This is a genomic window from Streptomyces sp. NBC_01571 (assembly GCF_026339875.1).
Classification (GTDB): domain Bacteria; phylum Actinomycetota; class Actinomycetes; order Streptomycetales; family Streptomycetaceae; genus Streptomyces.
This window is the reverse complement of the sequence record NZ_JAPEPZ010000004.1, coordinates 1-22,729: the sequence shown is the minus strand read 5'-3', so window position 1 is coordinate 22,729 and position 22,729 is coordinate 1. Positions and strand designations below refer to the sequence as shown.

17 protein-coding genes and 7 pseudogenes are annotated in these 22,729 nt (G+C 67.7%); 6 read left to right on the top strand and 18 right to left on the bottom strand.

Features of this window, described 5'->3' with window-relative positions; all coding sequences use genetic code 11:
- The first annotated feature begins 364 nt into the window (after nucleotides 1-364).
- A complete protein-coding gene (locus OHB41_RS49420) occupies nucleotides 365-2,311 on the top strand; it encodes a phospholipase D family protein (protein WP_266708900.1) in 1,947 nt (648 codons plus the stop codon).
- A 25-nt stretch (nucleotides 2,312-2,336) separates the two neighbouring features.
- Here the strand turns inward: OHB41_RS49420 and OHB41_RS49415 are convergent, their stop codons facing one another.
- From OHB41_RS49415 to OHB41_RS49370, 10 genes and pseudogenes are all read right to left on the bottom strand, one after another.
- Nucleotides 2,337-3,215: a peptidoglycan-binding domain-containing protein gene (locus tag OHB41_RS49415; protein WP_266708898.1), complete on the bottom strand. Its 879-nt coding sequence runs from the start codon at nucleotides 3,213-3,215 to the stop codon at nucleotides 2,337-2,339.
- Between the two features lie 225 nt (nucleotides 3,216-3,440).
- Nucleotides 3,441-4,460, bottom strand: coding sequence for a hypothetical protein (locus OHB41_RS49410; RefSeq protein WP_266708896.1), 1,020 nt, complete (start codon nucleotides 4,458-4,460; stop codon nucleotides 3,441-3,443).
- Between the two features lie 57 nt (nucleotides 4,461-4,517).
- Nucleotides 4,518-5,381 carry a nuclease gene (locus tag OHB41_RS49405; protein ID WP_266708894.1) on the bottom strand — a complete coding sequence of 288 codons (864 nt, stop codon included), beginning with the start codon at nucleotides 5,379-5,381 and terminating at the stop codon, nucleotides 4,518-4,520.
- Nucleotides 5,382-5,522: 141 nt separating this feature from the next.
- Nucleotides 5,523-5,807 (bottom strand): annotated as a pseudogene (locus OHB41_RS49400) (M23 family metallopeptidase); the annotation flags it as partial.
- 108 nt (nucleotides 5,808-5,915) lie between these two features.
- Nucleotides 5,916-6,152 (bottom strand): annotated as a pseudogene (locus tag OHB41_RS49395) (peptidoglycan-binding protein); the annotation flags it as partial.
- A gap of 19 nt (nucleotides 6,153-6,171) precedes the next feature.
- A complete protein-coding gene (locus tag OHB41_RS49390; RefSeq protein WP_266708892.1) occupies nucleotides 6,172-6,864 on the bottom strand; it encodes a transglycosylase SLT domain-containing protein in 693 nt (230 codons plus the stop codon).
- A 179-nt stretch (nucleotides 6,865-7,043) separates the two neighbouring features.
- Nucleotides 7,044-7,922: a peptidoglycan-binding protein gene (locus tag OHB41_RS49385; RefSeq protein ID WP_266708890.1), complete on the bottom strand. Its 879-nt coding sequence runs from the start codon at nucleotides 7,920-7,922 to the stop codon at nucleotides 7,044-7,046.
- A gap of 98 nt (nucleotides 7,923-8,020) precedes the next feature.
- Nucleotides 8,021-8,749: pseudogene (locus OHB41_RS49380) on the bottom strand (transposase); the annotation flags it as partial.
- A 19-nt stretch (nucleotides 8,750-8,768) separates the two neighbouring features.
- Nucleotides 8,769-9,613 (bottom strand): IS5 family transposase gene (locus tag OHB41_RS49375; protein ID WP_526025123.1). Its coding sequence is split into 2 segments (ribosomal slippage): nucleotides 8,769-9,257 and nucleotides 9,260-9,613, totalling 843 coding nucleotides; the frame shifts between segments, so codons are not numbered across the junction.
- Nucleotides 9,614-9,911: 298 nt separating this feature from the next.
- A pseudogene (locus tag OHB41_RS49370) lies at nucleotides 9,912-10,358 on the bottom strand (IS110 family transposase); the annotation flags it as partial.
- Nucleotides 10,359-11,296: 938 nt separating this feature from the next.
- Between OHB41_RS49370 and OHB41_RS49365 the strand changes: the two are divergent.
- Nucleotides 11,297-11,584, top strand: coding sequence for a hypothetical protein (locus tag OHB41_RS49365; RefSeq protein WP_266708888.1), 288 nt, complete (start codon nucleotides 11,297-11,299; stop codon nucleotides 11,582-11,584).
- Between the two features lie 304 nt (nucleotides 11,585-11,888).
- Nucleotides 11,889-13,085, top strand: coding sequence for an ISAs1 family transposase (locus tag OHB41_RS49360; RefSeq protein ID WP_240361089.1), 1,197 nt, complete (start codon nucleotides 11,889-11,891; stop codon nucleotides 13,083-13,085).
- 62 nt (nucleotides 13,086-13,147) lie between these two features.
- On the opposite strand, the pseudogene OHB41_RS49355 reads toward OHB41_RS49360, so the two are convergent.
- The 3 genes and pseudogenes from OHB41_RS49355 to OHB41_RS49345 all read right to left on the bottom strand — a co-directional run.
- Nucleotides 13,148-13,334, bottom strand: a pseudogene (locus OHB41_RS49355) (transposase); the annotation flags it as partial.
- A 246-nt stretch (nucleotides 13,335-13,580) separates the two neighbouring features.
- Complete coding sequence (locus OHB41_RS49350; RefSeq protein ID WP_266708886.1) at nucleotides 13,581-13,886, bottom strand: DUF6424 family protein; 306 nt, start codon at nucleotides 13,884-13,886, stop codon at nucleotides 13,581-13,583.
- Nucleotides 13,781-14,062 carry a DUF6424 family protein gene (locus tag OHB41_RS49345; RefSeq protein ID WP_266708884.1) on the bottom strand — a complete coding sequence of 94 codons (282 nt, stop codon included), beginning with the start codon at nucleotides 14,060-14,062 and terminating at the stop codon, nucleotides 13,781-13,783. Before OHB41_RS49345 ends, OHB41_RS49350 begins: the two co-directional genes overlap by 106 nt.
- 417 nt (nucleotides 14,063-14,479) lie before the next feature.
- Here OHB41_RS49345 and OHB41_RS49340 point away from each other — a divergent pair, with 417 nt between their 5' ends.
- Nucleotides 14,480-15,103 (top strand): lasso peptide biosynthesis B2 protein, encoded by a 624-nt coding sequence (locus OHB41_RS49340; RefSeq protein WP_266708882.1) that lies wholly within the window; start codon nucleotides 14,480-14,482, stop codon nucleotides 15,101-15,103.
- A 1-nt stretch (nucleotide 15,104) separates the two neighbouring features.
- The gene (locus tag OHB41_RS49335; RefSeq protein WP_266708880.1) at nucleotides 15,105-16,883 is read left to right on the top strand and encodes an asparagine synthase-related protein; all 1,779 of its coding nucleotides are present in this window, start codon (nucleotides 15,105-15,107) and stop codon (nucleotides 16,881-16,883) included.
- Here the strand turns inward: OHB41_RS49335 and OHB41_RS49330 are convergent.
- From OHB41_RS49330 to OHB41_RS49320, 3 genes and pseudogenes are all read right to left on the bottom strand, one after another.
- Nucleotides 16,867-18,099, bottom strand: coding sequence for a hypothetical protein (locus OHB41_RS49330; protein WP_266708878.1), 1,233 nt, complete (start codon nucleotides 18,097-18,099; stop codon nucleotides 16,867-16,869). The genes OHB41_RS49335 and OHB41_RS49330 overlap by 17 nt on opposite strands.
- 187 nt (nucleotides 18,100-18,286) lie before the next feature.
- Nucleotides 18,287-18,988 carry a DegT/DnrJ/EryC1/StrS family aminotransferase gene (locus tag OHB41_RS49325; RefSeq protein WP_266709196.1) on the bottom strand — a complete coding sequence of 234 codons (702 nt, stop codon included), beginning with the start codon at nucleotides 18,986-18,988 and terminating at the stop codon, nucleotides 18,287-18,289.
- A gap of 102 nt (nucleotides 18,989-19,090) precedes the next feature.
- Nucleotides 19,091-20,121: pseudogene (locus OHB41_RS49320) on the bottom strand (dTDP-glucose 4,6-dehydratase).
- A 221-nt stretch (nucleotides 20,122-20,342) separates the two neighbouring features.
- On the opposite strand from OHB41_RS49320, the pseudogene OHB41_RS52895 reads away from it, so the two are divergent.
- Nucleotides 20,343-20,534 (top strand): annotated as a pseudogene (locus OHB41_RS52895) (hypothetical protein); the annotation flags it as partial.
- On the opposite strand, the gene dpgB reads toward OHB41_RS52895, so the two are convergent.
- Together dpgB and dpgA are read right to left on the bottom strand one after the other, a co-directional pair.
- On the bottom strand, nucleotides 20,462-21,265 hold the full coding sequence (dpgB, locus tag OHB41_RS49315) for an enoyl-CoA-hydratase DpgB (RefSeq protein ID WP_526025124.1): 804 nt from the start codon (nucleotides 21,263-21,265) through the stop codon (nucleotides 20,462-20,464). The pseudogene OHB41_RS52895 and the gene dpgB overlap by 73 nt on opposite strands.
- A gap of 47 nt (nucleotides 21,266-21,312) precedes the next feature.
- Entirely contained in the window at nucleotides 21,313-22,221 is a 909-nt protein-coding gene (gene dpgA / locus OHB41_RS49310) for a 3,5-dihydroxyphenylacetyl-CoA synthase DpgA (RefSeq protein ID WP_323138637.1), read from the bottom strand.
- Between the last annotated feature and the right edge of the window lie 508 nt (nucleotides 22,222-22,729).

Below are 22,729 nucleotides of genomic sequence, written 5' to 3'. Positions count from 1 at the left end.
TCGCAGGGGCGGCGCAGCACCGCGCAACTGTCGCATGGCGCGGGCCGCCGAGTGATGCGAGCATGGTGGTGCTGTGCGCCGCTCCGCGCATTCTGCGAGGAGGAATGGCCCTGGCTAAGCGTCTTGGCGCTTGCTGCGACGGCGGGTTGAACTTCGCCGATCAGCCCAGCAGGACCGACGTCGCCGCGGTCGCCCAGCCGTGCTCCCCGGGTACCGCGGGGCCTGCCTCCCGCCCGTGTCGGGGCCGGGGCGAGGGCGCCGCGCCGAAGGGTGTCGATTGCGCCCCGTGACACCACGGTGGCCTCGGCCGCCGGATGCCGGAGTGTTCGGACGCCCGCCTCGACCTCGGTGAAGGAGATCCGGGATGCTCACTTCCGCACTGTTCGCCGGCGATCCGCTGCTCGAAGCGATCGCGCAGGACCAGGACCGTATTTCGCGGACCGAACACCGAACCGATCCGGCCGTGCAGAAGGTGCAGATCGCGCTGCTCGGCTGGGATCCGGACTGCCTGCCCCAATTCGGGGCCGACGGCGACTACGGCGACGAAACCGCCGGTGCGGTGGCCCGGTTCAAGGTCGAAGTGCTCGGCGTTCCCCCGGCCGAGGTGATCGACGACGTCGGCCCCCTGACGGTCCTGAAGCTGGACGAGATGCGGGCGGAGGCCGAACGCCCGCCCGCGGAGAGCGTCACGCCCGAGGACTGGCTGCTGACCGACGCCGAGATGGGCGCGTTCCGCTCTCCCGCCTTCACCGTGGACAACCTGGTCCTGTTCTTCGTTGACGCTGAGGCGTACTACACCACCCTGTCCTCACAGCTGGACGTCCTGGCGGCTGGGGACCAGGTGCTGCTGGCCGGCTGGCGGTTCTCGCCCGAGCAGATGCTGACCCCGGCGGTTCCGGGCTCACCGGGATACCTCGACCGGCTCCTCAAGCTTCGTGCCGACGGCGTCGAGGTACGCGCGCTTCTGTACGGCTCGCAGTTCTCCACGCTTCCCGTGCGCAGGCCCAGGGTTCCGACCCTGCCGTCCAAGGACAATTTCGACTTCCGCACCGGGCTGGTCGACGCGGGGGCCCAGGCGATCCTCGACGCCCGGGTGGGCGATTTCGGCTCCCACCATCAGAAGTGCGCGGTGGTACAAGGTGCCGCCGAGGGTGCGTGCGCATTCGTCGGCGGGATCGACGTCTGCCTCGACCGCTGGGACAACGCCGCTCACGTCGATCCGCCCATACGGCAACGGGAGCCGGACTTCCTGGGGATGCAGATCTCCCTGCCCGGCTGGCACGACGTGCAGTGCGCGGTGTTCGGGCCCGCCGTCGGCCAGATCTGGCAGAACCTGGTCCAACGCTGGAACGATCCCACCCGGCCCAGCCGCATCGACGCCACGCCCGTGCCGATCTCTCCGACGTCGCAACCCGGACCGCCGACCACCCAGGGGACTCAGGCAGTGCAGGTGCTGCGCACCCTCACCTGCAAGGGGGTCTACTCCTTCCTGCCCGGCGGCGAGTTCACCGTCACGGCCGCCTACCGGAAGGCCATACGCCGGGCGCGGCACTACATATACGTCGAGGACCAGTATCTCTGGCCCTCGCCCCTCGTCGACGACCTGCGGGACGCCGCCGGCCGGGGCGTCCAGGTCATCCTCGTGACCGCACGCGACTTCGACGCGCCGGGGCTAAAGGACGTCCACAAGGCGCTGCGCACCGAGGCCATCCAGCGCATCGCCTCCGCCGCTCCCGCGAACGTCCACTGCTTCCATCTGGAGCAGTCGGCGACGACGCGCCAGATCTATGTCCACGCGAAGCTGATGATCGTCGACGACCAGTACGCCGCCGCGGGGAGCGCCAACCTGAACTTCCGCTCGCACACCACGGATTCGGAACTGCATCTAGGCGTCTTCGACACGGACCTGACCGACGGCAGCGTGGGCGGCACCCCGCACCGGTCCGGGGTGTCCATCCGGGAGCTGCGCACGCAGATCTGGGGCGAACACCTCAATGAGGACCCGTCGCTGCACGAGGACCCGCTGGTAGGTCTCGGCCGCATGCCCACGGCGGGCGGCAAGTCCGGCCATCTGGTCCACTTCCCCGTTCCCGCGCAGGTTCCCGCCGTGGAGTGGCGAGAGGTGCTGCGGGAGCTGCTGCGCTCGATCCAAGAGATGGAGAACTGGCAGCTGCTGGCACCGTTGGTGCTCGGTCCCCTCGCCCTGCCCGTCGAGATGGTGCCGGGCCTGGACCTCGGCACCGTCGCGGATCTCATTCCCGACCCCGAGGGCTTCCTGCGCAGGCTCCTCAACCCCAACACCGTGTGCTGAGCCGCACCTCGATTCGGCCGGGCGCTCAGGCGCCGAGCACGGTGAAGCCGCGACCGGAGAGCTGGGCGGCGAGCGCGGACACCGTGTCCGGGTCGTCGAACGCCCCGTTCTCGACCAGGCCCGATGCCGACTGGAACTCGCTGACTTTGCCCTGCGTGAGGGGGCCGTCCACGCCGTCCTGCGAGAGCGGTTTGAAGGCTAGGGCAAGAAGTGCCCCTTGCACGCCGAACACGTCCGACACGCCCAGCGCGATCGGCTCGATCGGCAGGCCGCGGTCCTCGACGTCGCGGGCCAGCAGGAAGTGAGCCCGGTCGAGCATGTTGCGGATCCTGATCGTGCTGACATCCGGGGTGAAGTGGCACTCGTCCGCGGCGCCCGCCCAGTTCCGGTCCTGCACGTGGCTCTGAAACTTGGGAAACCGGAACTTCGAGCCCATCGCCCAGCACATGCTCAGCGTGGCCAGCTGCGCGTTGGCCGGCCAAGAGGCGAAACCGCCGAACCCGTCGCGGGAGGTGAGCACCGACTCCATCTCGTCGAGCTTTGCGAAGACATGGCGGTCGATCTCCTGGTCGTCCACGTGCAGGCGCGTGAACGGTTTGAATTTGCCGTGCAGCCCGAGGGGCGCGAGTTCCAGATGCGATTTCACCGTGTCCCAGTCGGTGGCGACATCCTCGGACGTCGCCTCAGTGTCCACGTCGTTGACCAGCCAGCGAAGCCTGTTGGCGGCGACCAGGGAGGTGGCGCGCTCCTCCGCGGTCGGTGCGGAGTTGTCCTGGGCGGACTCGTCGATCTTGTTGCCTATTCCGGTGCTCACGTATCCCTTGACGTCCAGGTACATGAAGTCGACGCGCCCTTCGAGGGGATCGTTGAAGGTGATCCAGTAGTCGCGAACGCTTTGGTGCATGATGCTGCCTTCCTGCCTCTGCCTGCGGACGCCCGGGAAGCCTCCGGGCCGACCAGGGCGACGGTTCGGTGCCAGGTCCCTCGTCCGGCAGGGAGGACTGCCACAACCGCCACGGCGACCAGCGACGGGGTCGAACCTGCTGCGCCCGGCGAACCGTCTGCCGGAACGTGCGCCACCGACGAGAAGCGGGCCGCTGACGGCTGCCACTGGTGAGCCGACAGCCGCCTACTGGTGTGCCAGTGCCCTGAGCGGGACGCGGACAATGATCTCTCTGACGCCGGTGCCCAACCCGGAAACGATCGCGCTGCCCAGCCAAGCGGCCGTGGGGACCAGGAAGACGGCCCCGATCGCCAGGACGGCCAGGGCTGTCGCCACGCTCGCGGCGTAGTCCTCAGCGCCGGTCGTGATCCTCAACTGCACCTGGAGATCACCGGACACCTGGGCCTCGCCCTGCGTGACGGGGTGTGACTTGAAGACGTGCACGCTCCCGGTGTAGATCACCGCACGTTCCACCGGATCGAACTCGACGCGCAGGAAGGAGGTGTCGTCGCCGATGGTGCCTCCGATCCGGGGGGTGCCGTCGAGACCAGTGCCGATACTGACGGCCGCGAACAGCGAGCCGATCGCCTCCTTGGACTCCGAGCGCAACCGGGAGCAGAGCTGGTCCAGGGCGATTCCGCCAATGGCCCGGGCGCTGCCGGAGGCCACAGCCTCGTCCAGGGCCTTGAACTCGGGGGACACCTCACAGCCCAGGTTGTACGAGTCCTGGCTCCAGGCGACCTTCAACGGCCCGTTCACCCAGAGCTCCATGTGGATGCCGGGGCCGTCCCACGCCGCGACCTGCCCCCGGAGGGTGTAGCTCAGGGACGGCCAGGGGGCGGCGCTCTCGGGCAGCTCGAATACCTCGTAGGTCGAGACGGCGAGCAGCAGGGGAGTGCCCGCTTCGGCTGGGGCGCTGCCCGGATCGACCAGTTCCATCAGGCGGGTCCAGGTGCCCGCGCCCACATCCACCCGGGCGTCGGCGATGAGTCCGTCCTGCACCGTCTGGAAGTTCCGGATGGCCTTGCAGAGTTCGTCCGAGGCCTGGCCGTCCTCGATCGGCGGGAGCGTGTCCAGTGACGTCCCGCCGGCCGGCAGACCGACCGCGTCGAGGAGTTCGGCGACCTGCTGCTGATCGGAGGCGTGGTTGGGGCACTGGGTGCCCTCGTTCGTCAGGCCGACCGCTTCGCGTAGTCCCCAGGGCATGGCAGTTTCCTTCCCGGCTTCTCGTCTCGTACGGCCGACTCCACCGAAGAGCCGGTGTCAGGCGTCCTCAAAGAGCAGGTCCTCGGGGGGATGCGTCATACCTACGGTCTGGCCGTTCGCGGTCTCCACGACACGGTGGAGGCCGAGACACCGATCGCCCGTGGACAGGATGGAGAAGCGGTCCCCGACGCCCGCCAGAAAGGCCGGGAAGCAGGGCAGCGGCATGGTGCCGAGCTGAAGGTAGTCCACCAGCCGGCGGAACAGCTTGGGGAGAAGTACGACGTCGTCCGTCAACGAGGCCAGGCCGGTGATCTTCGCTCCGGTCGTGGTGACGTCGCTCGGCCACAGGCCCCGTCCCGCATCTCGGGCCTCCTTGGCCACGGTGGCCATCTCCGCCCGCAAGCTGGTGAACAGGCTGCGGTAGAACATCGGGTACACCAACCCCTCGGTGAGCAGGCGGTGGTTGACCGTCGTCCTCAACACGGTCGCGTCGACGTCGATCTCCAGGCCACTGGTCCCTGGGGGTGTTCCGCGCCCCGCCAGGGCGATGCAGCGGCCGTGGACATCGGTACCGCGGGTAAGGACGAACCCGGGAACCGTGTCCGGGGTGGTGGCGGTCACGCCCTCGTCCGGACCGCGCTGGACATCGGTGAAACCCAGCCAGCCCAACAACTCGTCGCGTGCGGCGTGAGCGGACTGCAGCGGCTGATGGACACGGTTCGCGCCGTAGTGCGTCTCGAGTGCGTCGATCGCGTCCAGCCGCAGTTTCGCGCGGCCCGTCACGCTGTGCTCGACGGCGCGGCCCAGCCCGCCGCCGACCAGGCTCCACTCCGCGGGGTCGTCGGCCGTGAAATGGACCGTGTCTCCGTCCGGCTGCGAGCCCTTGATGTCGTAGAAGCCCTTGATGAGCAGCATGGGCATGGCGATTCCTCCGCGGATTCAACGGTGCATGTCTGCAGATGGCTGTAGCCGTAGCCCCACCCGTACGGCTCGTCCAGCTCGTCGACCTCTGTTTCGAACGGTGTGCCTCCATGACTCATTCGCATCACTGCGGGAGCACGGTCACCAGTTGGGAGGCATGTCGGACCCGAAACGACCACCGGCCGGGCGCTTTTCGAAGTGCAGGTGGGGTCCGGTCGCATTCCCGGTCGAGCCCACTTTGGCGATCTGTTGCCCAGCCTGGATGGAACCACTGGTGACGTCCCGCTCGGAGAGGTGGCAGTACCAGTAGTCGAAACCGCCTGATCTCAGCACGAGGTAGTTGCCGAAGCTGCCGTCCTGCCCGGCGCGAACGGTGCCGCTGAGGACGGCGACACAGGGCGTACCCTTCGGGGCGGCGTAGTCCGCACCCGTGTGGTAACCCAGACTCCAATGGGGTCCCTTTTTGTGGTAGGAAGTTGTGACTGCGTGTCCTGGTACGGGAGCGGGGACGTGACGACCCCCGCCACTCGTCGCCGGGACGTGGAGCCGGTCCCAGGACTGCTGGCCGGGTGTGCCGTCGGCGTCACTCGCCGAGAAGCCGAGCTTGCGCTGCCAGGCGGCGTAGGACTGGCGGTCGGCGTCGGTCCACTCGGAGCCTGGGCCCGTCCGGTACTTCCCGCACCCTTCCTCGACGAGGCGCTTCCCCATAGCGGTGACGACCGGGCTGTGCTGACCTTTATGGAAGAACGCCGCTCCAGGGAACGGCACTTGTGCAGGCATGGCGCTCTCCTCAATAGGGATGGGGGGGTAGGTGCGGATTTGCCTGCTGGACCCTCGAGATGTCTCCGTATCTCCGCCAGATGTAATTGATGGCAGCTGCGATGTTCGCAACCGGGTCATAGATCCGGTTTGTCGTACCTGCCTGATGATTGCTGGCGAAGGTGTCGGGAATCACTTGGGTGTACCCGCGGGAGCAGTTGAGTCTCGCTCCGTCCGCCTGCCGCGGCCCCGTGGCGTTCACATCGCTCTGGTTCACCGCGTTCGCATTGAACCGCGATTCTCGCTCTATGAGAGTGAGCAGGTTCGCATCATTGCTCACCCCGGTCACCCATTTCTTCGGGGCGTCCGTCCGCTCGCATGCCTTCAATGCGAAAGTACGGGCAGTGTCCTTGTCTTTGCCGATCCCGGAATTCCTTGTGTACAGGACTGCGCTCTTGGCGACAGACCCGGGATGCTGACAATCCACATGGAACCCGGCTCTGGCACCGAGTTTCGTCAAAGATGAGCAGCCGGGGCATCCGTCCGCATCCGATCCGTTGAAGCCGATGGACCGTTGCCAGGCCGCGTAGGCGGACTTGGTCTGCGGGCCAAACAAGCCCGTGGCTCCGTCAGGGATGCTGAAACCAGCTGCGATCAGTGCGCTCTGCAGGGCCTTCACGTCGTTGTTCGTCTTGCCGAACCGCACGTTCGAAAGGGAGACCATCGCGCCCCTCCTCCGCCGGAAGATCGGTTCCGGCCAGCCACAGCACGGCGCCCACAGACGGGGCACTCCGCGCGAGATATTCTTTCTCCAGGCCGTTATTGCGCTCCAATTCCAGCGTGCGCCTGCCGGACATATCCTGCAAATGGAGCAACGTGTGTCGTGAGCCCTGCCGGCTGCCGTCAGACGTTGGGGACGTGAAGTCTGTCCCAACTTGACCGGCCGGGGATGCCGTTGGCGTCACTGCCGGCAAAGCCCAGCTTCCGTTGCCAGGCGGCGTAGGACCTTGCGTCACCTGCCCCCCACACCTCGATGTCGCCGCTGGACTGGTACCGGTCGCAGCCCTCGGCTACGAGCCGACGGTGCATCGCGGCGATGATCGGCGATTTTCGTCCGTCCAGAAAAAAGGACGACCCGGGAAACGGTTTGAACGTCGGACGGACAGCGGGCCCCCCGCCCGGCACGCTCGGCTGTCCCGGCACGAACGCGGGCCAGGACCCGGGGTCGACGTGGTTGTTCTCCGGGACATGGGCGTGCGCGTACCAGCCGCCCTGGGACCTCCAGACGCCCGGTGAGCGGACCGAAGTGAAACCGGTCGGAGGACCCATGGGCCAGGTGTCGGGCACACCCCAGGAGCGGACCCATGTGTTGAGTTCCCTCCAGCCCTTGCAAGGGGTGTCGGTAAGCCTGGTGAATATACGGCCGTTGACACGACAGTGCGGGAAAAACAGAGCTTCGATCTGGATGACGACTTCGCCTGCGCGGTTGGTGCGGGTGCCTCCGGGCCGATCGTCGAGCGATTTGCTGCGGGAGGAGGCGGGGAAGAACTGGGCGAACGCGCCGGTGAAGGGATCCCACAGGAGATGCGGCGCCATGCCTTTTCCGCCGAGGGTGAAGAAGCTCTTGAGGTTGTCGAAGGGCACGAGATCCTCCGGTGCTTCCGCGGAGGCGTTCCTGTCCGCCGTAATATGCGCAATGGCTTTCGCCGGGAACGCCGGATCACACGGCGCATGATCGCCAAGGTCCACCATGACGGCCCCCTGCATCCATATATCGGGCATGTCTCCAGAGTGCCGAATGTGGCCTGGTTCCGCGAACGGGCCAGGACCCCGCTGGGTTCTCCGCTGAGGGGTCCAGCAGTGATTCCTAATGCTGTCTGTCAAGCCGTGAGAGCGGTGGGTGGCACGAGTTCGTAGGTCCGTCCATCGCGGAGGAGGGCCCAGAGGACGTTGACCCGGCGACGGGCCAGGGCGAGGACGGCTTGGATGTGGTGCTTGCCTTCGGCCGCTTGCGTACGTAAAACCGGCGGGACTCATCGCAGTGTCGGATGCTGAACAACGCGGAGATGTAGAAGACGCGTTGGAGGCGGCGCTTGTAGCGCCCTGGCCGGCGGAGGTTGCCGCTGATCTTGCCGGAGTCACGGGGAACAGGTGCGACGCCACCGAAGCCGGCGAGGCGGTCTGCGGTGCCGAAGAGACTCATGTCGCCGCCGGTCGCGGCGAGGAACTCGGCGCCGAGGATGACGCCCAGCCCCGGCATTCTGGTGATCACTTCGAAGTCCCGATGTTCGCGAAACCAGGCCTCGATCTCCTTGTCGAGTTCGGCGACCTGCTGGTTGAGAGCCATCACTTCGCGCGCGAGCGTGTGCACCATCTGGGCGCTGAGTTTCTCGCCGGGCAGTGTGGTGTGCTGGCGCCCGGCAACTTCCAGAGCTGTCTCGGCGAGCCGGTCGGCGCGCAGGACCTTGCGGTTGCGTAGCCAGGTCTCGAGCCGCTTCATGCCGGTCCGGCGGAGGGAAGCCGGGGTCTGGTAGTCGGTCAGCAGTGTGAGTTGGTCCGGTGTTGGTGAGGTCCAGTGCCCGCTCGAGGCCCGGGAAGATTCCGGTGAGCTAGGCTGCTTCGTTTGGATCACCGCGCTGACCAGAGGAAGATGCCTGCGATGTGGAGTCCGGCCAGGTAGATGGTCGCGGTCTTCTCGTAGCGGGTGGCGATGCCCCGCCACTGTTTCAAGCGGTTGATGCAGCGTTCGACGGTGTTTCGCTGCTTGTATGCCGCGCGGTCGAAGGCGGGTGGCCTGCCGCCCCGGCTGCCGCGCCGCAGCCGGTGACCGCGTTGATCGGCTGGAACGGGGATAACCGCCCGGATACCGCGCTTGCGCAGGTGCTCGCGGATCGCGCGGGAGGAGTACGCCTTATCGGCCAGGACCACGTCCGGCCTGGTGCGGGGCCTTCCTCGCCGTCGAGGAACGCGAAGGCGGGCCATGACGTGAGCGAAGGCGGGTGCGTCACCGGCCTGTCCGGCGGTGAGCACGAAGGCCAGGGGCCGGCATTGGGCATCGGAGGCCGGGTGGATCTTTGTGGTCAGTCCGCCGCGGGACCGGCCGATGGCGTGGTCTGCCGGTTCGCCTGCTGGGGCCCCTTTTTGCGGGCCCCGGCCGCGTGTTGGTGTGCGCGCACGATGGTGGAGTCCACCGAGACAGCCCAGTTGAGGTCGTCGTCGGCGTCGGCCTGTGAGACCAGCGCGGTGAACACCCGCTCCCAGGTGCCGTCGATGGCCCACATCCGCAGCCGGTTGTAGACGCCTCGCCAGTTGCTGTACTTCTCCGGGAGGTGGATCCACTGCGATCCCGTCTGGAACTTCCAGGCGATCGCGTCGATCACTTCTCGGTGATCCCGCCACCGGCCACCCCGCCTCGGTGTCCGATCTGGGAGTAACGGCTCGATTCGCGCCCACTGCGCGTCAGTCAACGGCACACACGAACAACGACTGGCGGGGCTGGTTGGAACGGCGTTGCTGTCAGGCGGTCGGTCCAGTGCGGAGTCGCCGCGCGTCCCGCACAAGCGTGTACGAAGCGCTGAGGAAGATCACGGCTCCAGCCACGAGCCAGAGAACCGAGGCCCCAGAGCGGTACTCACGAACGGCAAAGACGAGGAGCATCACGCTGGCAAGGACGCCGAAGGCCGAGATCAGAGCGCTGACGCGGTTAGTCACATGGACATCATCAACGACAACCTCGGCCAGCGGAAGTGATCCAAACGAACCGGCCTAGGCGCGGAGCCGGTTGACGGTGCGGGTGCGGTCGGCGACCAGGTCCGTGCGACGGCCGGTGAGGATTTTGAGGTCGGTGATGGTCTCGTCGCTGGTGCGTAAGGGGTGCAGGTCGCGGCGGATGCGGGCCTGGTCGGCGATGACGGCGGCGTCCTTGGCGTCGGTCTTGCCCTCGCCGCGGTAGCTCTCAGAGGCGAGGTGGATGGCCCGGCCGGAGATGTAGTGCACCGGCTGGTCGTGGTTGAACAGGATCGTGATGGCCAGGGCGGCTCCGCCGTCGGCCAGGTCGATGCCCCAGGTCACCTCGTCTCCCAGAGCCAGGACATCGGCGAGGAGTTCGGGTTCGTCGTTGGCGACGCGTCGGGACAGCAGCCTGCGGCCGCTCTCGTCGATCGCGACGCAACGGTGATGGGTTTTACCTGCGTCGATGCCGGCCCATATCGCGCCCATGTGTGCCTCCGTACGGTGTGCTTCTGGTGCCTCCCGACGGACGACCTCGCTGTCGATTCCCTACTCAGCGATCGTTCGCAATTCCTAATTGGCAGCCGAGTCGTCGTGGGGCACCGGGCAGTCAATCACTGAAAGCCATCAGCGGCAGAGCGTTTTGAACCACACCCGGCACCCCTGGGTGGGTGAACCATACGAGGGGATCACCACCTCCCGCAGAACAACGTAGGGAGCGTTTTGAACCTGCTGGCTGAGCGGCTTACGGGTCGAGTCGTACGGGGTCGACTCGGCGTGAGCGGCCCCTCGTTCGTCGCGCCGCCGACGACAGCGAACCTCCTGTCCGAGATCCAGAGGGACTCGATGTGCGGCCCGTGGAGAGGCATCCGGATGGCGCGGAAGCCCCGGATCAGACGGCCATTGCTGGGAAAAACGAGCCCGTGCGGCATACGGCGCCGCAGAATCGGAGAAACGTCGCCGACTCTAGATTTACGTCGTGTTTGTGTTACTCAGGCTACTCACCTTGGATTCTCCGCAACCGGGTTGCTGGTGCCGTGACGCACACGTGGTTCGCCAGGACTCCTGCGCCGGCAGGCTGAGACTTCGAACGCCTTGCGGCGGCACGGGAGTTCGTGTTTCACGGCCGACGCCGCCCCTCGATCAGGAGACACACGGAAATTGCCCGTTGGCTTCTCGCCGCTCTCTCGGTGACGTGCAGTGGGCCGGTCGGCTGCTGACTGCGAGGGTGCACGCGTACCGTTCGTCGGTCGCGATGGTCACCGGGCAGCGATAGAGTTCACCCGAATGGCCAGTTCTCCGGAAGCTGATCTCATTTATGATCAAAAACGAGATCAGCGGATTGTTCTATACCTGAGAGGCGGTCCCCGGGAGTCGGCAGCGTGCTTCCGTGACCGGACGACGTCGATGGCGTAGAGGAGAAGAGCGTGACGCAGCCGACAGATGACGCGGGTCAGAGCAGGAACAGCGCAGCCGAACGAAGCCTCCAGGCAACCCGCGCCTGGACCGGCCTGTCGGTCATCCTGCTCGGCGACCTGGCGATCACACTCGCTGCGATCTGGGGTGTGAGCAGCACGGACAATGCGCAGACCGTGGCCATTCTCTCCAGCGCCTTCACCGCGGTCAGCACGATGACCACGGCTTACTTCGGCATCAGAGGGATCACCAACACCGCCCAGTCGTCCATTGATGCAGCTCCGCCGCCGCAATCCTAGCCGTTGACGTGACTCAGCCGTATTCACAGTCATGAGCGATCTTCCTGGGCGCAGATCGAGCCTTTACTCCCGGACCGCACGCCGAGGCGACGTAGTCGGTGGCGGGGATCACCGTGAGGTAATCGATGCGATTGCTTCCACGTTCCAGACCGGAATGCGGTCAGGGCTCGTGCAAGTTCCCTGGTTGTGCGGGTGGTTGGGGCGGACAGCAGAGCAGGCACGGACTGAGTGATCATTTGGGTGTCTAAGCCTGATGATCACGAGGTTGCCCGTGCCTGCCGCTGTATCTTCTCCCATCCCCGCCGTGCTGGCGAAGTTGGGTCTCCTTGACGCTGACCAGGTCGCTGACCTGCGACCCTTCCTCGAGTCGGTGCCCGATCCGCGCTCAAGGCGGGGCCGCTGGTACTCGCTGACGGCGATCCTGCTGGTGTGTGCCTGCGCGGCGGTCTCCGGGGCGAGGAGCATCGACGAACTCGCCGAGTGGGGTGAGCGCGCCCCGAACTCACTGCTGGTGGTCATCGGCATCCGCCGTCATCCGCTCGGCTGGCGGCGCACACCGTCACGGACCACGATCGGCCGGGTGCTGGAGGCCGTCGACGGGGATGCCCTGGACCAAGCGGTGGGCGCCTACCTCGCCGACCGGCACCACACAGCCACCAGGCCGCCCGGCCCGCCCGGTCCCGGGCAGCGGCGCGTGATCGCCGTCGACGGCAAGGCGCTCAAGGGCTCGGCCCGCCTCGCCGCTAGGCGCAGACACCTGCTCTCCGCGGTCACCCACCACCGAGCCGTGACCCTCGCTCAGGCCGAGGTCGGCGCGAAGACGAACGAGACCACCCACTTCCGGCCCCTGCTCGAGCCCCTCGACCTGACCGGCACCCTCGTCACCTTCGACGCTCTGCACTCGGTCCAGGCGAACGTCGCCTGGCTGGTCGAGATCAAGAAGGCCCACTACCTGGCAGTGATCAAGACCAATCAGCCGACCGCCCACCGCCAACTCGCCGCACTGCCCTGGCAGGACATCGCCGTCCAGCACACCGCCACCACGAAGGGACACGGCCGCCGTGAATCCCGCTCGATCAAGACCTGCGGCATCGCGGACGAACTCGGCGGCATCGCCTTCCCCCACGCCCGACTGGCCATCCGCGTTCACCGCCGTCGCACACAGACCGGCCACCGGCAGACACGGGAGACGGTCTACGCCGTCACCAGCCTCGACGCCCATCAGACAGCCCCGGCCGAACTGGCCGGCGCAGTCCGAGGCCACTGGTCCGTGGAGGCCCTGCACCATGTCAGAGACGTCACCTTCGCCGAGGACGCCTCCACCGTCCACACGGGAACCGCACCCCGCGCCATGGCGACCTTCCGCAACCTCGCCATCGGCCTGCTGAAAACCCTCGGTGCCGGCAACATCGCCAAGACCACACGGGCGATCCGCGACCAACCAGAGCGAGCACTCCCACTCCTGGGCATCACCAACAACCCGGAACCCCAGGGAACTTGATCAAGCCCTGGAATGCGGTGGGTCCACCTGCCGGAGAAGTCCGGCCAGCAGATCGCGTCGCACAACCGCTGAGCGATCCGTTGCCGTACTGCAGCCGGTCCCACGGCGACTGGTTCACGAACCGCTGCAGGGCCTGCTTGTTCCCGCTCGGCCATCGGCTGGATCGACTTGCGCCAGCCGTCCAGCATCAGCCCCCGCAGATAGCACTCGCCCGCCGCCCTGATCTCGCCGCGTCACCGAAGCGAACAAGGCCGGAGCTCCGGCTAGCCGAGAGTCTCATCGAGTCAAAACGGTCGGAGCTCGAGTTCGCCACGAATGCCAGGCCGGTCGGTGCCTCCAGGCCGTCGCCGAGGAATCGCACCAGGCTCCTGGGGCAACCACCGTCACCACAGCAGCGATCCGCTGGAACGGCTCCGCGGTCAGTTGTCGGAGTTCATTTGTGATAGCGGTGTTCACCGGGCACGCTCGGAAGGATGCCCTGGTGGTTGGCGTGGCTCAGGGGCACACGACGGTCCACGCCTCGACGTCGCCGGCGTCCTTGATCGGCGTGCGCAGCAGGTCCTCGGCACGCTCGTGGCCGACGTCCTCCAGCGCGGGCAGCGTGAGCGGGAAGGCGTCGACTAGTTCGGCGGCGTCCTGCCGGAGCCGCTCCACCTTCGCGAGGTCGGCGCAGAACTGCATGCTCCACTCGATGCCTACCCGGGCGCGGTACATGAGCCAGCCGCGGGATCCCTTGACCCACAGGCCACCGCCGTGGTGCATCTCCCAGCGCTCGGAATTCCTGGCCCCCGTGCCGTCCACGGGCCAGGCCCGTACGGCAGTCGGAATCGTCCATGGCGTCCAGGATCTCGCGGGCTGTCTCTTTGGCAGCCCACAAAGTGTGACGATTCAAAGCGCTTCGGGTGCTCGACGAGGCGGATCCTCCACGGATGGTTCTCCGTTTCGGTGCCGCTCGGCCGGGGTTCGGAGTGACCCATGGCGGACATCCTTGGCTCGGCCTCACGGGCTGGCCACCGGCTCGCGGGGCATCCAGCGTGCGCCGCCGACCGGCCGACCGCGACCTGGGCGGATGACCGTGATCGAGTACAAAGCCCCTGCATGCACGGCAGGTTGACGGTGTGTAGTCCTGAGCGGTGCGACGATCGTGGAAGCCCGACCTGATCGGCGTCGGCAGTGCGGTTGCGGGGCATTCCGGGCAGAGTAGCCTGGAGTTGATGTGGCCCTGCCCGATCTGGAGGTGGGCGATGTTTCTCCGATTTCTGCGGCGTCGTCAGTCGCACCGGCTGGTCCTTCTCGGCAACGGCCGTCTGATCCGGGGCTTCAGCGGCGGACTCTACGACGGTCACGGTTACCTGTCCTGACCCCGTTCACAGTTGAACGTTGGAGGAAGTGCGGTGACAGAGGACACCAATGCCCTGGCAGCCATGGCAAGGAGCCTGTCACCGCACTGCCGTGTCACCGAGATGTCCGACGGGGCGCTGATCGCGGACTGGAAACGGACGCGTTTCCTCGGGATGGCGACGGCGGATCTCCGTAAGTTCGCTGAAGGAACCCCTGAGGAACGCGCCGAGCTCTTCACCGTGCTCCTGCGTGCGGGCTGTGTCCGGGACCGCCCCAAGCAGCACGCCGACGCCGGTGTCGGACCCTGGCTGCGCGGAGTGCACCTGCTGATCCGCACCGTGGGATTCGGGCGGGTCCTGCGGTTGCTGTCCCTGGCCGCCCCGGAATACGCCCGCGCGGACGTGCCCTCCGCGGAGGAGGTCCGACGGCTGAAGCGAGCGGTGCAGGCGCACAGCCGCGGCAGCTGGCTGGTCGACGGCGACTGCAAGTCCGAGGCGGTGACAGCCTTCGTCCTGCTGCGCCGGTCCGGTCTGGAGGCCGTACTCCACGTCGGTGTGCGCGAGCACCCGTTCGCCCTCCACGCCTGGACGGTCTCGGCCGGTCAGTGCATCCCGGACGCCGATCCGCAAGGGCACGCCTTCGACCCCGTGCTCTCGATCGACGGCGGGGGACGGTGACATGGACGCCCTCCGCCTCGAGTGGGCGGCCGGCGCCCCGAAGCTCCGGGCCACCGACGCCATGGCGCGTCATGGACTCGTGACGACGGTCTCCTCGCCGGCCGGCACCGCGGCCGTCGTCGGCTGGGTGGGCTCGGCCCGCGACCGGGTGACGGGCGCGCACGCCCTCCTCGACGCCTACGGCCGGCAGGGAGCGGCCCTGCCGTCACCGCCCGGCGACTACGCGGCCGTACTGGTGTGCCGCGACCGCATTCTCCTGACCCGTGACGAGCAGGCACGCATCCCCCTGTTCTTCAGGGTGTCTGGGGGCCGCGTGAACGCCGTGAGCACGTCCGCCCGAGCCCTGGGCAGCGCCGACGGGCTGGACCCCCGCTACTTCTGCCGGTACCTCACCGGGAACATGGCGCAACCGCACACGGAAATGACCCCGTTCACCGGCGTGCACCGCGTCCTCGGCGGTGAGGTGGTGGAGCTGTCCCTCACCGGGCAGCTGCGCGGTCATACGCCACGCCGCGCCCGCCCCGCCACCGACGCACCCGCGTCGACAGCCGACGGACCCCGCCTCGACGAGGCCGCGCAGGACCTGCGCCTGGCGCTGGAGAACGCCGTCGGACGCCGTATGGGCACCACGACGGCATGCCATGTCTCGGGCGGCACCGACTCCACGGGTGTTGCGCTGCTCGCCGCGCGTTCTCTGGCCACGGGGTCCGGCTGCCCGCGAGAGCTCGTCCTGCTCGCCGGGCGCTTCTCCCAGGGGGAGCTGGCCGCGGAGCAGCCGTACGTCGACCTCGCACTGGCGGAGATCCGCCGGCACACCCCAGCGGTCCGCCCGGTGATCGTCGACGCCGACGACGTGGTCGACTTCGACGACTTCCGCCACCACGCGGGAGACGCGGACGAACCTCATGCGCACGCGTTCCGCGCCCCGTTCTGGAGCAGACTCCACGGCGCAGCCGCGGGACTTGGCTGCGACACCCTCCTGACCGGGTGCGGGGCCGATCCGGTCGCCGACGCCAACCCCTTCGACCTGCACAGGCTCGCCCGCACGGGCCGGCTCCGGCAGATGAGCCGGCAGGCACGCGCCTGGGCCGCAGGGAGCGAACGGGGCCTGCGGGACGTCGTCCACGCCTACGTGGTCCAGCCGACTCTCCCGCTCACGGCCGAACGGATCACCGCACTGTCCTGCGGCGGAACGGTGCTAGGCGGACTCGGCACCTTCGCCCGCCCCCGATGGCTGCGGCCCGGATTCGCACGGGCTTACGGGTTCCGGGAGGCCCGCATCGCGGAGAGCCGCTTCGTCTTCGGGCGCAGACCGGAACAGTCGCTGTACGACGCCGCCAACTACCTCGCCGCCCCCGATCCGCTGTCCTGGCATCGGGCCGGACAAGACGGGTTCTTCCTCTCGCACCCCTTTCTCGACCCCGAGGTCGTGGCCACGATGAGTCGCCTCCCCGCGGCAGCCACGTTCCGGCCGGGCCGTCCGAAGGCCGTTCTCCGTGAGGCCTTGGCGGACCTGCTCCCGGCCCCGATCCGCGCCAGGGCGGTCAAGGTCCCCTTCGACGACCTCTACGCGCGCGGCCTGCGCAGACACGGCGAGGAACTCATCGGCCTGTGCCGCTCCGCCCGGCATCCGCTCATCACGGAGATGTTCGACGTCGAGACGCTGTGCCGGGCTGTGCGGGAGGCGCAGCTCGGCATGGGGGACGCGTACGCCTGGGACCGGATGAACAGCTCGCTCGCGCTGGTGGCCTGGCTGGAGGGGCTCAGCGCTGGTTCTTGATGTCCCACAGGGTCCGCTCGACGGGGCCGGCGACGAGATCGACGAGACCGTACCGGCTCACCAGCTCCCGTTGCTCCTCCCCGGACAACTTGCTGCTGTCATCTTCGTCCTTGCGCGTGATGCTCGACTGCAGGATCGCCCCGTGCGCGCCGAACGTCCAATAGACGTTGACGAAGCGCGGCTCCGTGGTGTTCTCGTCGATCGCGTTGTTCTCGTGCAGCCGGGCAGTGAAGAGGAGAGAGTCGAGGCCGACCTTCTGTTGGTCCTTCACCCATTTCGGGACGTAGCCACCACCCCAGGAGGTCCCCACGAAGTGGAGCGGTGACTCCAGCACGATCTGGTCCTTGCGCGCAAGGCTCGCCGAGGCATAGAAGGCCACCTGGTCATACCGCGTGTCCAAGGGGAGTTCCATCACCATGCGCGTGGCGAAGGCGTCGCCCGGCTCGATCCAGTGTCCGAGCGACATCCAGGGTTTTGCCTCCACCAACTCGCCAGGCTGGTGAATCTCCCTGCGGGAGAGCGGGTTCATCTCCCCCATGGAGTGGGCAAACTGCTCGGCATCGTTTCGCCACTGCTCGCGAAGGCGGTCCTTGGGGCTCAGCGGCACCCGTTCCCCCATGGCGTGGACTTCCGTGCCGAGTACATAGAAACCCACGTCGGCATGGTTCTGGAGCGTGATATCAACAGGTACGGCGAACGCCTTGCGATCCTTGCTCAACACAGCCTTCCCCACGGACAACGTGATGAGAGGCCTGGCCTCACGCCGGTAGGGCAGATAAAGGTTCTGATAGCCGAAATTTGCGACGGCGAGGATCGAGGAGACCAGCAGCGCAGCGGCCACCCGCTTCGGGGCGGGGATCGTGACTGATGTCCGCCACACGACGAAAAGAGCCCATGCCGCCCCCGCCGCGAGTGCGCCTAGAAGCGCTGGGAAGACCACCAGATCGCCGTTCTTCAGCGTCCTGAGCATGAGCAGGGCGTCGGTCAGCAGCGCCAAGAACACACCCATCAGTGCTACGACGCCGGAGTACTGGAAGGTGTGCCCGACCCAGTGGTCCAGGACCGCGCAGGCAGCCAGGAGCGTGGTGAAAGCGACCGCGATGAGGACGGCACCGGTGAGGCGACCGGGGAAGGTCAGGGCATGGGCGAAGTTGCCGAGACCGAACCAGCCCAGCAGCCCCATCGTCCCGAGGAGGACCAGCAGGATTCCTGCCACGCTGAGCTGGGCCCGCCGGGTGTTAAGCGAAGGCCTCAGCACTTTCGGGTGCGAGCCCGCGTGGGGCGTGAGGGAATTCCGCACCCGATCACCTCCTGAGACCGCGACCGCGCCGGGCACGTGTGCCGTGCCGGGACATATGTACACGGCGCGGCCGCGGGGGATCCGCTGCCGTGCCGACGGTTCGTCACCATCGTCCGTGGTGATCCACGGGGGCGCCATCGGACGCCCCCGGACGTGGGACCTCCCCGGCGCTCGCGCGGTTCACCTGATGGGTTTCGCGACCTTGCCGTAGGACCATGGGGGCCTGTGGACATCTCGAAGCGCAGATGCGGCCGCGTGGCGTTGCCCCCACGAGCGCCGTGACCTGTTTGATCGGGCCGAAGGAGAAAACCGTCACGATGTCCTCGTCGGCACCGACCAGCACATCGCGCAGACGGGATCCGAAGGCCTGGGCTGCGTCCTCGATGACGGTGATGCCGCGCTCCTGGAGGCGGTCCAGGATGCTGCTGACGTCGACCGGCCGGCCGCCGTAGAGCACCGGGATCACCGCGCGGGTGTCGGGCGTGAGCGCCTCCAGCACGGCGGCCGGCTCGATGCACAGAGTGCCGGGATCGTGGTCGACGAAGCGAGGCCTGGCCCTCAGCGCGGTGATGGGCTGAATCGTCGCGGCAAACGTCTGAGAGGGCACGATGACGTCGTCGCCCGGCCCGATCCCGCACACGAGCAGCGCCAGCTGGATGCCCATCGTGGCGGAGGACACGGCTACCACGTCCGGCACCGACAGGTACGCGGCGAGCTCCCGTTCGAACAGGTTGGCGCGCGGGCCGTGACCGTATTGCCCGTCGAGGATGGCCTGCGCCGCGGCGTCTGTCTCCGGGCCATGCAGGTAGGGGCGGGCGCTGTATCGGACCGCCGGTGGCGGGACGGTGTCGCTGAGCGTCCTGGAGCCTCCTCATACGCGAGTGCTGCCTGGCGTAGGGCCGTGCAGTCACTGGGTGCGCGCGCATGGAGACGCGGCGTTCTTGTCGGCGTGGGCAACGACGACGTGGGGCCGCGGGGAGTCGGGGTTGCGCAGCAGGGATGCCCACCGGTCCGGATGGTCCCGGTACCACTGAATGGTTGCTGCCAGCCCGTCGTCGAAGTCGTGCTGCGGTAGGTAGCCGAGTGCGGCAGCTTTCTCCCAGTGCATGGCGTAGCGCACGTCGTTCGACGTGCGGTCGGCAATGAACTCCACGCTGTTCCAGTCCGCCCCGCACAGGCGCAGGATGTGCTCGGTGAGCTGCCGGTTGGTCAGATCCGTGCCGCCGCCGAGGTTGTAGACCTCGCCCGGAACGCCACGGCGAAGGACCAGGTCGATCCCGGCGGCGTTGTCGGCGGCGTGCAGCCAGTTGCGGACGCGGCGGCCATCACCGTGTAGCCCGACCGTGGTTCCCTTGATCAGGCTGGTCACGAAACGGGGGATGATCTTCTCCGGGTGCTGGCGGGGCCCGTAGTTGTTGGAGACCGGGTGACGCACACCGGCACGCCGTGGGTCCGGAACGCGGACAGGGCCACCAGGTCACTGGCCGCCTTCGACGCGGCGTACGGAACAGTCGGGCACAGCGGGTCGTCCTCGCCGGCCGCGCCCTTTGCTATCGGGCCGTAGACCTCGTCGGTGGAGACATGGACGAACCGCTCGACCCCGAAGCGGCGGGCAGCGTCCAGAAGCCGTTGGGTGCCCAGGACGTTGACGGTCAGGAAGTGGCCGCCCGCCAGGAACGAGCGGTCCACGTGCGATTCGGCGGCCAGGTACACCACGGTGTCGTGCGCCTCGACAAGCCCGGCCACGAGATCCGGGTCGAGGATGTTGCCCTGCACGAACTCCAGCCGCAGCGACAGGAGCATCTCGCCGAGGTTCTCTCGGCTTCCGGCATAGGTGAGTGCGTCCAGCACCGTCACCCGGTCGTTTGTGGTGTCAAGGACGTGACGCACGTAGTGCGAGCCGATGAATCCCGCGCCGCCTGTGACCAGAATTTTCATGCCGACCTCACTTCGCTGTGGGCTGTCGTCCGCCGACGGCATCCGCCGGCTGGAGCGAGCGGTTGTTCGGGGACCAGCGACCCGCCGGGGAGTGCGCCGGCGGAGGCGCATGAGGGGGCAGACCCTCTCGACCTTCCCCCGCCGCTGCGCAAACCTGATGGGCACCCGGGCCGCACGCCGGTACACCAGCAAACGGTCTGGTCGACAGCGAGGGGACGCACATGGCCGGTGCAACGCACAACCAGGACCTGTCGGCACTCATCAAGGAAGCCGGACTGAGCAACAGAGAGCTGGCCCGGCGCGCCAACCTCCGGGCGAACTGGGCACGTGAGCCAGCCAGTTACACCCATACGAGTGTTGCTGGCTGGACCAGGCGAGGCGTCAGGCCCCGGGATGAAACAGTCCCGTTTGTGGCCGAAGTCCTCAGTGAGTCGCTCGGACGCCCGGTCACAGCCGGGGAGATCGGTCTTGCTCCCCTCCAGGAGGCGCGCCTGCCGCCGGGCGCCACATTCCCCCGCGACCCGACCACCGCTCTACGGGGGATCATCGACCATTGGAGCACCGAGCGCGCCCTCGAAGTCCGTAGAGGCACTCTCGTGGAGCAAAGCCTGCCGCATCGCCAGGCCCGCTCCCACGGCGCCTGCAGTCGGGCGGTCAGCCGACTCACCACAGACGACGGCTCCTCGAGCACCGCGGCGGCCACCTCGTCGACCAGCCCACACGCCCGGGCCTCGTCCAGCCCGATCGGCACTCCGAAATACACCGCCCGCCAAACCGCGGCCGCGCAGGACACGCTGCCCAGCCGGTACAGGGCCATGCCCGGCCAGACGCCCCCCGCCGCCATCGACGACACCAGCTGCACCCCCGCAGCCGCGATGCGGTAATCCGCAGCCAGCAGCGCGTCCAGAGCCAGACCTCCACACGATGCGCCGGCGAGCGCCACGGACAGCGTCGGCATCCGTTCCAGCCGCCGCAGCGCGCCCTCCCACTGCGTCAGCACGCGCATATCCACCGCCGTCACCGCTGAAGGAGCGCCCTGAACGCGCAGCACCAGGACCGTCGCGTCCCCGTCCTCGCATCGATCGCACACGTCGTTGACCGCCTTGGCCTCCATCACCGTCAGCGGTCGTGTCCCGTCGACCATGAGTTCCACCAGCTCGGCGGGCGCCCTCTCCTCAGCCATGCGCTCCCTCATCCCCATCGCCACTGGATCAAGGCCGTCTCGATCGTCGAGCCTGGCCCCATTGCCATCAGCGCCCCGTAGTCGCCCGCCCGGGCGGACCCTTCCTCGACCAGCCGTTCGTAGGAAAACAGCACCGAGCCGCTGGAGAGGTTGCCGTAGTCCCGCAGCACCGCCACGGTGTGCCGCACGTCGTGCCGCGACAGCCGGAGATTCACCCGCACCGCGTCGATCATCTTCCGGCCGCCGGCATGAACGAGCCAGTGCCGCACGGCACTGTGGCGCACACCGACCCCGGAGGGCAGACGATCCACCACCGCCTCCACGTGCGCCCCGATCACGTAAGGGATCTGACAGTCCAGGAAGAAGGAGAACCTGCCCTGAGCGTCATCCCAGTCGTAACGCATCGCGTCGACCGCCGAGGTGATCACCTGGCTGGCCGCCGACAGCAGATAAGGCGCCAGCCCCCCGCCCCGGCCCCTGCCCGCGGCTCCCACTACCGGTGCCGTCAACGCGACGGCTGCCGCGCCGTCACCGAAGAGGCTGTTGACCACCGCTGTTCGCATCGTGGAGTCGAACACGTACGCCGCCGAACACGCTTCCGCGCAGACGAGTACCGCCACCCGACCGGAGTTCGCAACGCACCATGCCCGGGCCGCGGCCAGTCCGTTCATCGCCGCGTTGCACCCCATGCCGACCACATCCAGACGCTGGACGTCGGGAGCCAGATCCATCTCCCGGACCAGCAGGGCAGACAATCCCGGGGTGAGGAAACTTGTCGTCGTCACACAGACGAGGTAGCCGATGTCGACAGGGCGAAGGCACGCCCGGGCCAGGCAGACGCCTACGGCCCGCACCCCCATGTCAACAACGATGCGCCGATGCTTGCGCAGCAGATCTCCCTGGCTCTCTTCCGCCAAACGGCCGTCGGGCCCCCGAGAGGGAAGGGTAGGAACCGGCGCCGGCTCCCGCTCTTGCCGAACAGGGAGCGCACCTTCGGGTCGGAAATACCGAAGAGATCGAGCACGTCGTTCTATGAGTAGGCGTGACCTGCGACCGCCGTGCCAACCGCCGCGACCAGAGGTATCGGAATGCCGTCGTGCCCGAAGGAGCGATCAACCGCGACCATCCATGCCTCCTGCAGGAGAGTGGGCCCACCCACTGCACCGCACGGTGCCGTGGCACCGGAAGGCTCACAGGGGGGCACATACCCGACGCCCAGAGCAGCGTTCGAGGCAGCTACCGGGGAGGTGGAACACCGTGCGGAGCCTCTCCCACGAGAAGATCGTGCAACCCCGCGGTATTCCGATTGCGCCAGATGGCGGGATAAAGTCACGTTCAATAAGGATCTTGTCTGACGGAGGTGCCCGGGATGGAGAACACCGCGCCCGCACGCCGGGGACGTCCCCCGAGCACCCGCAACAGGGG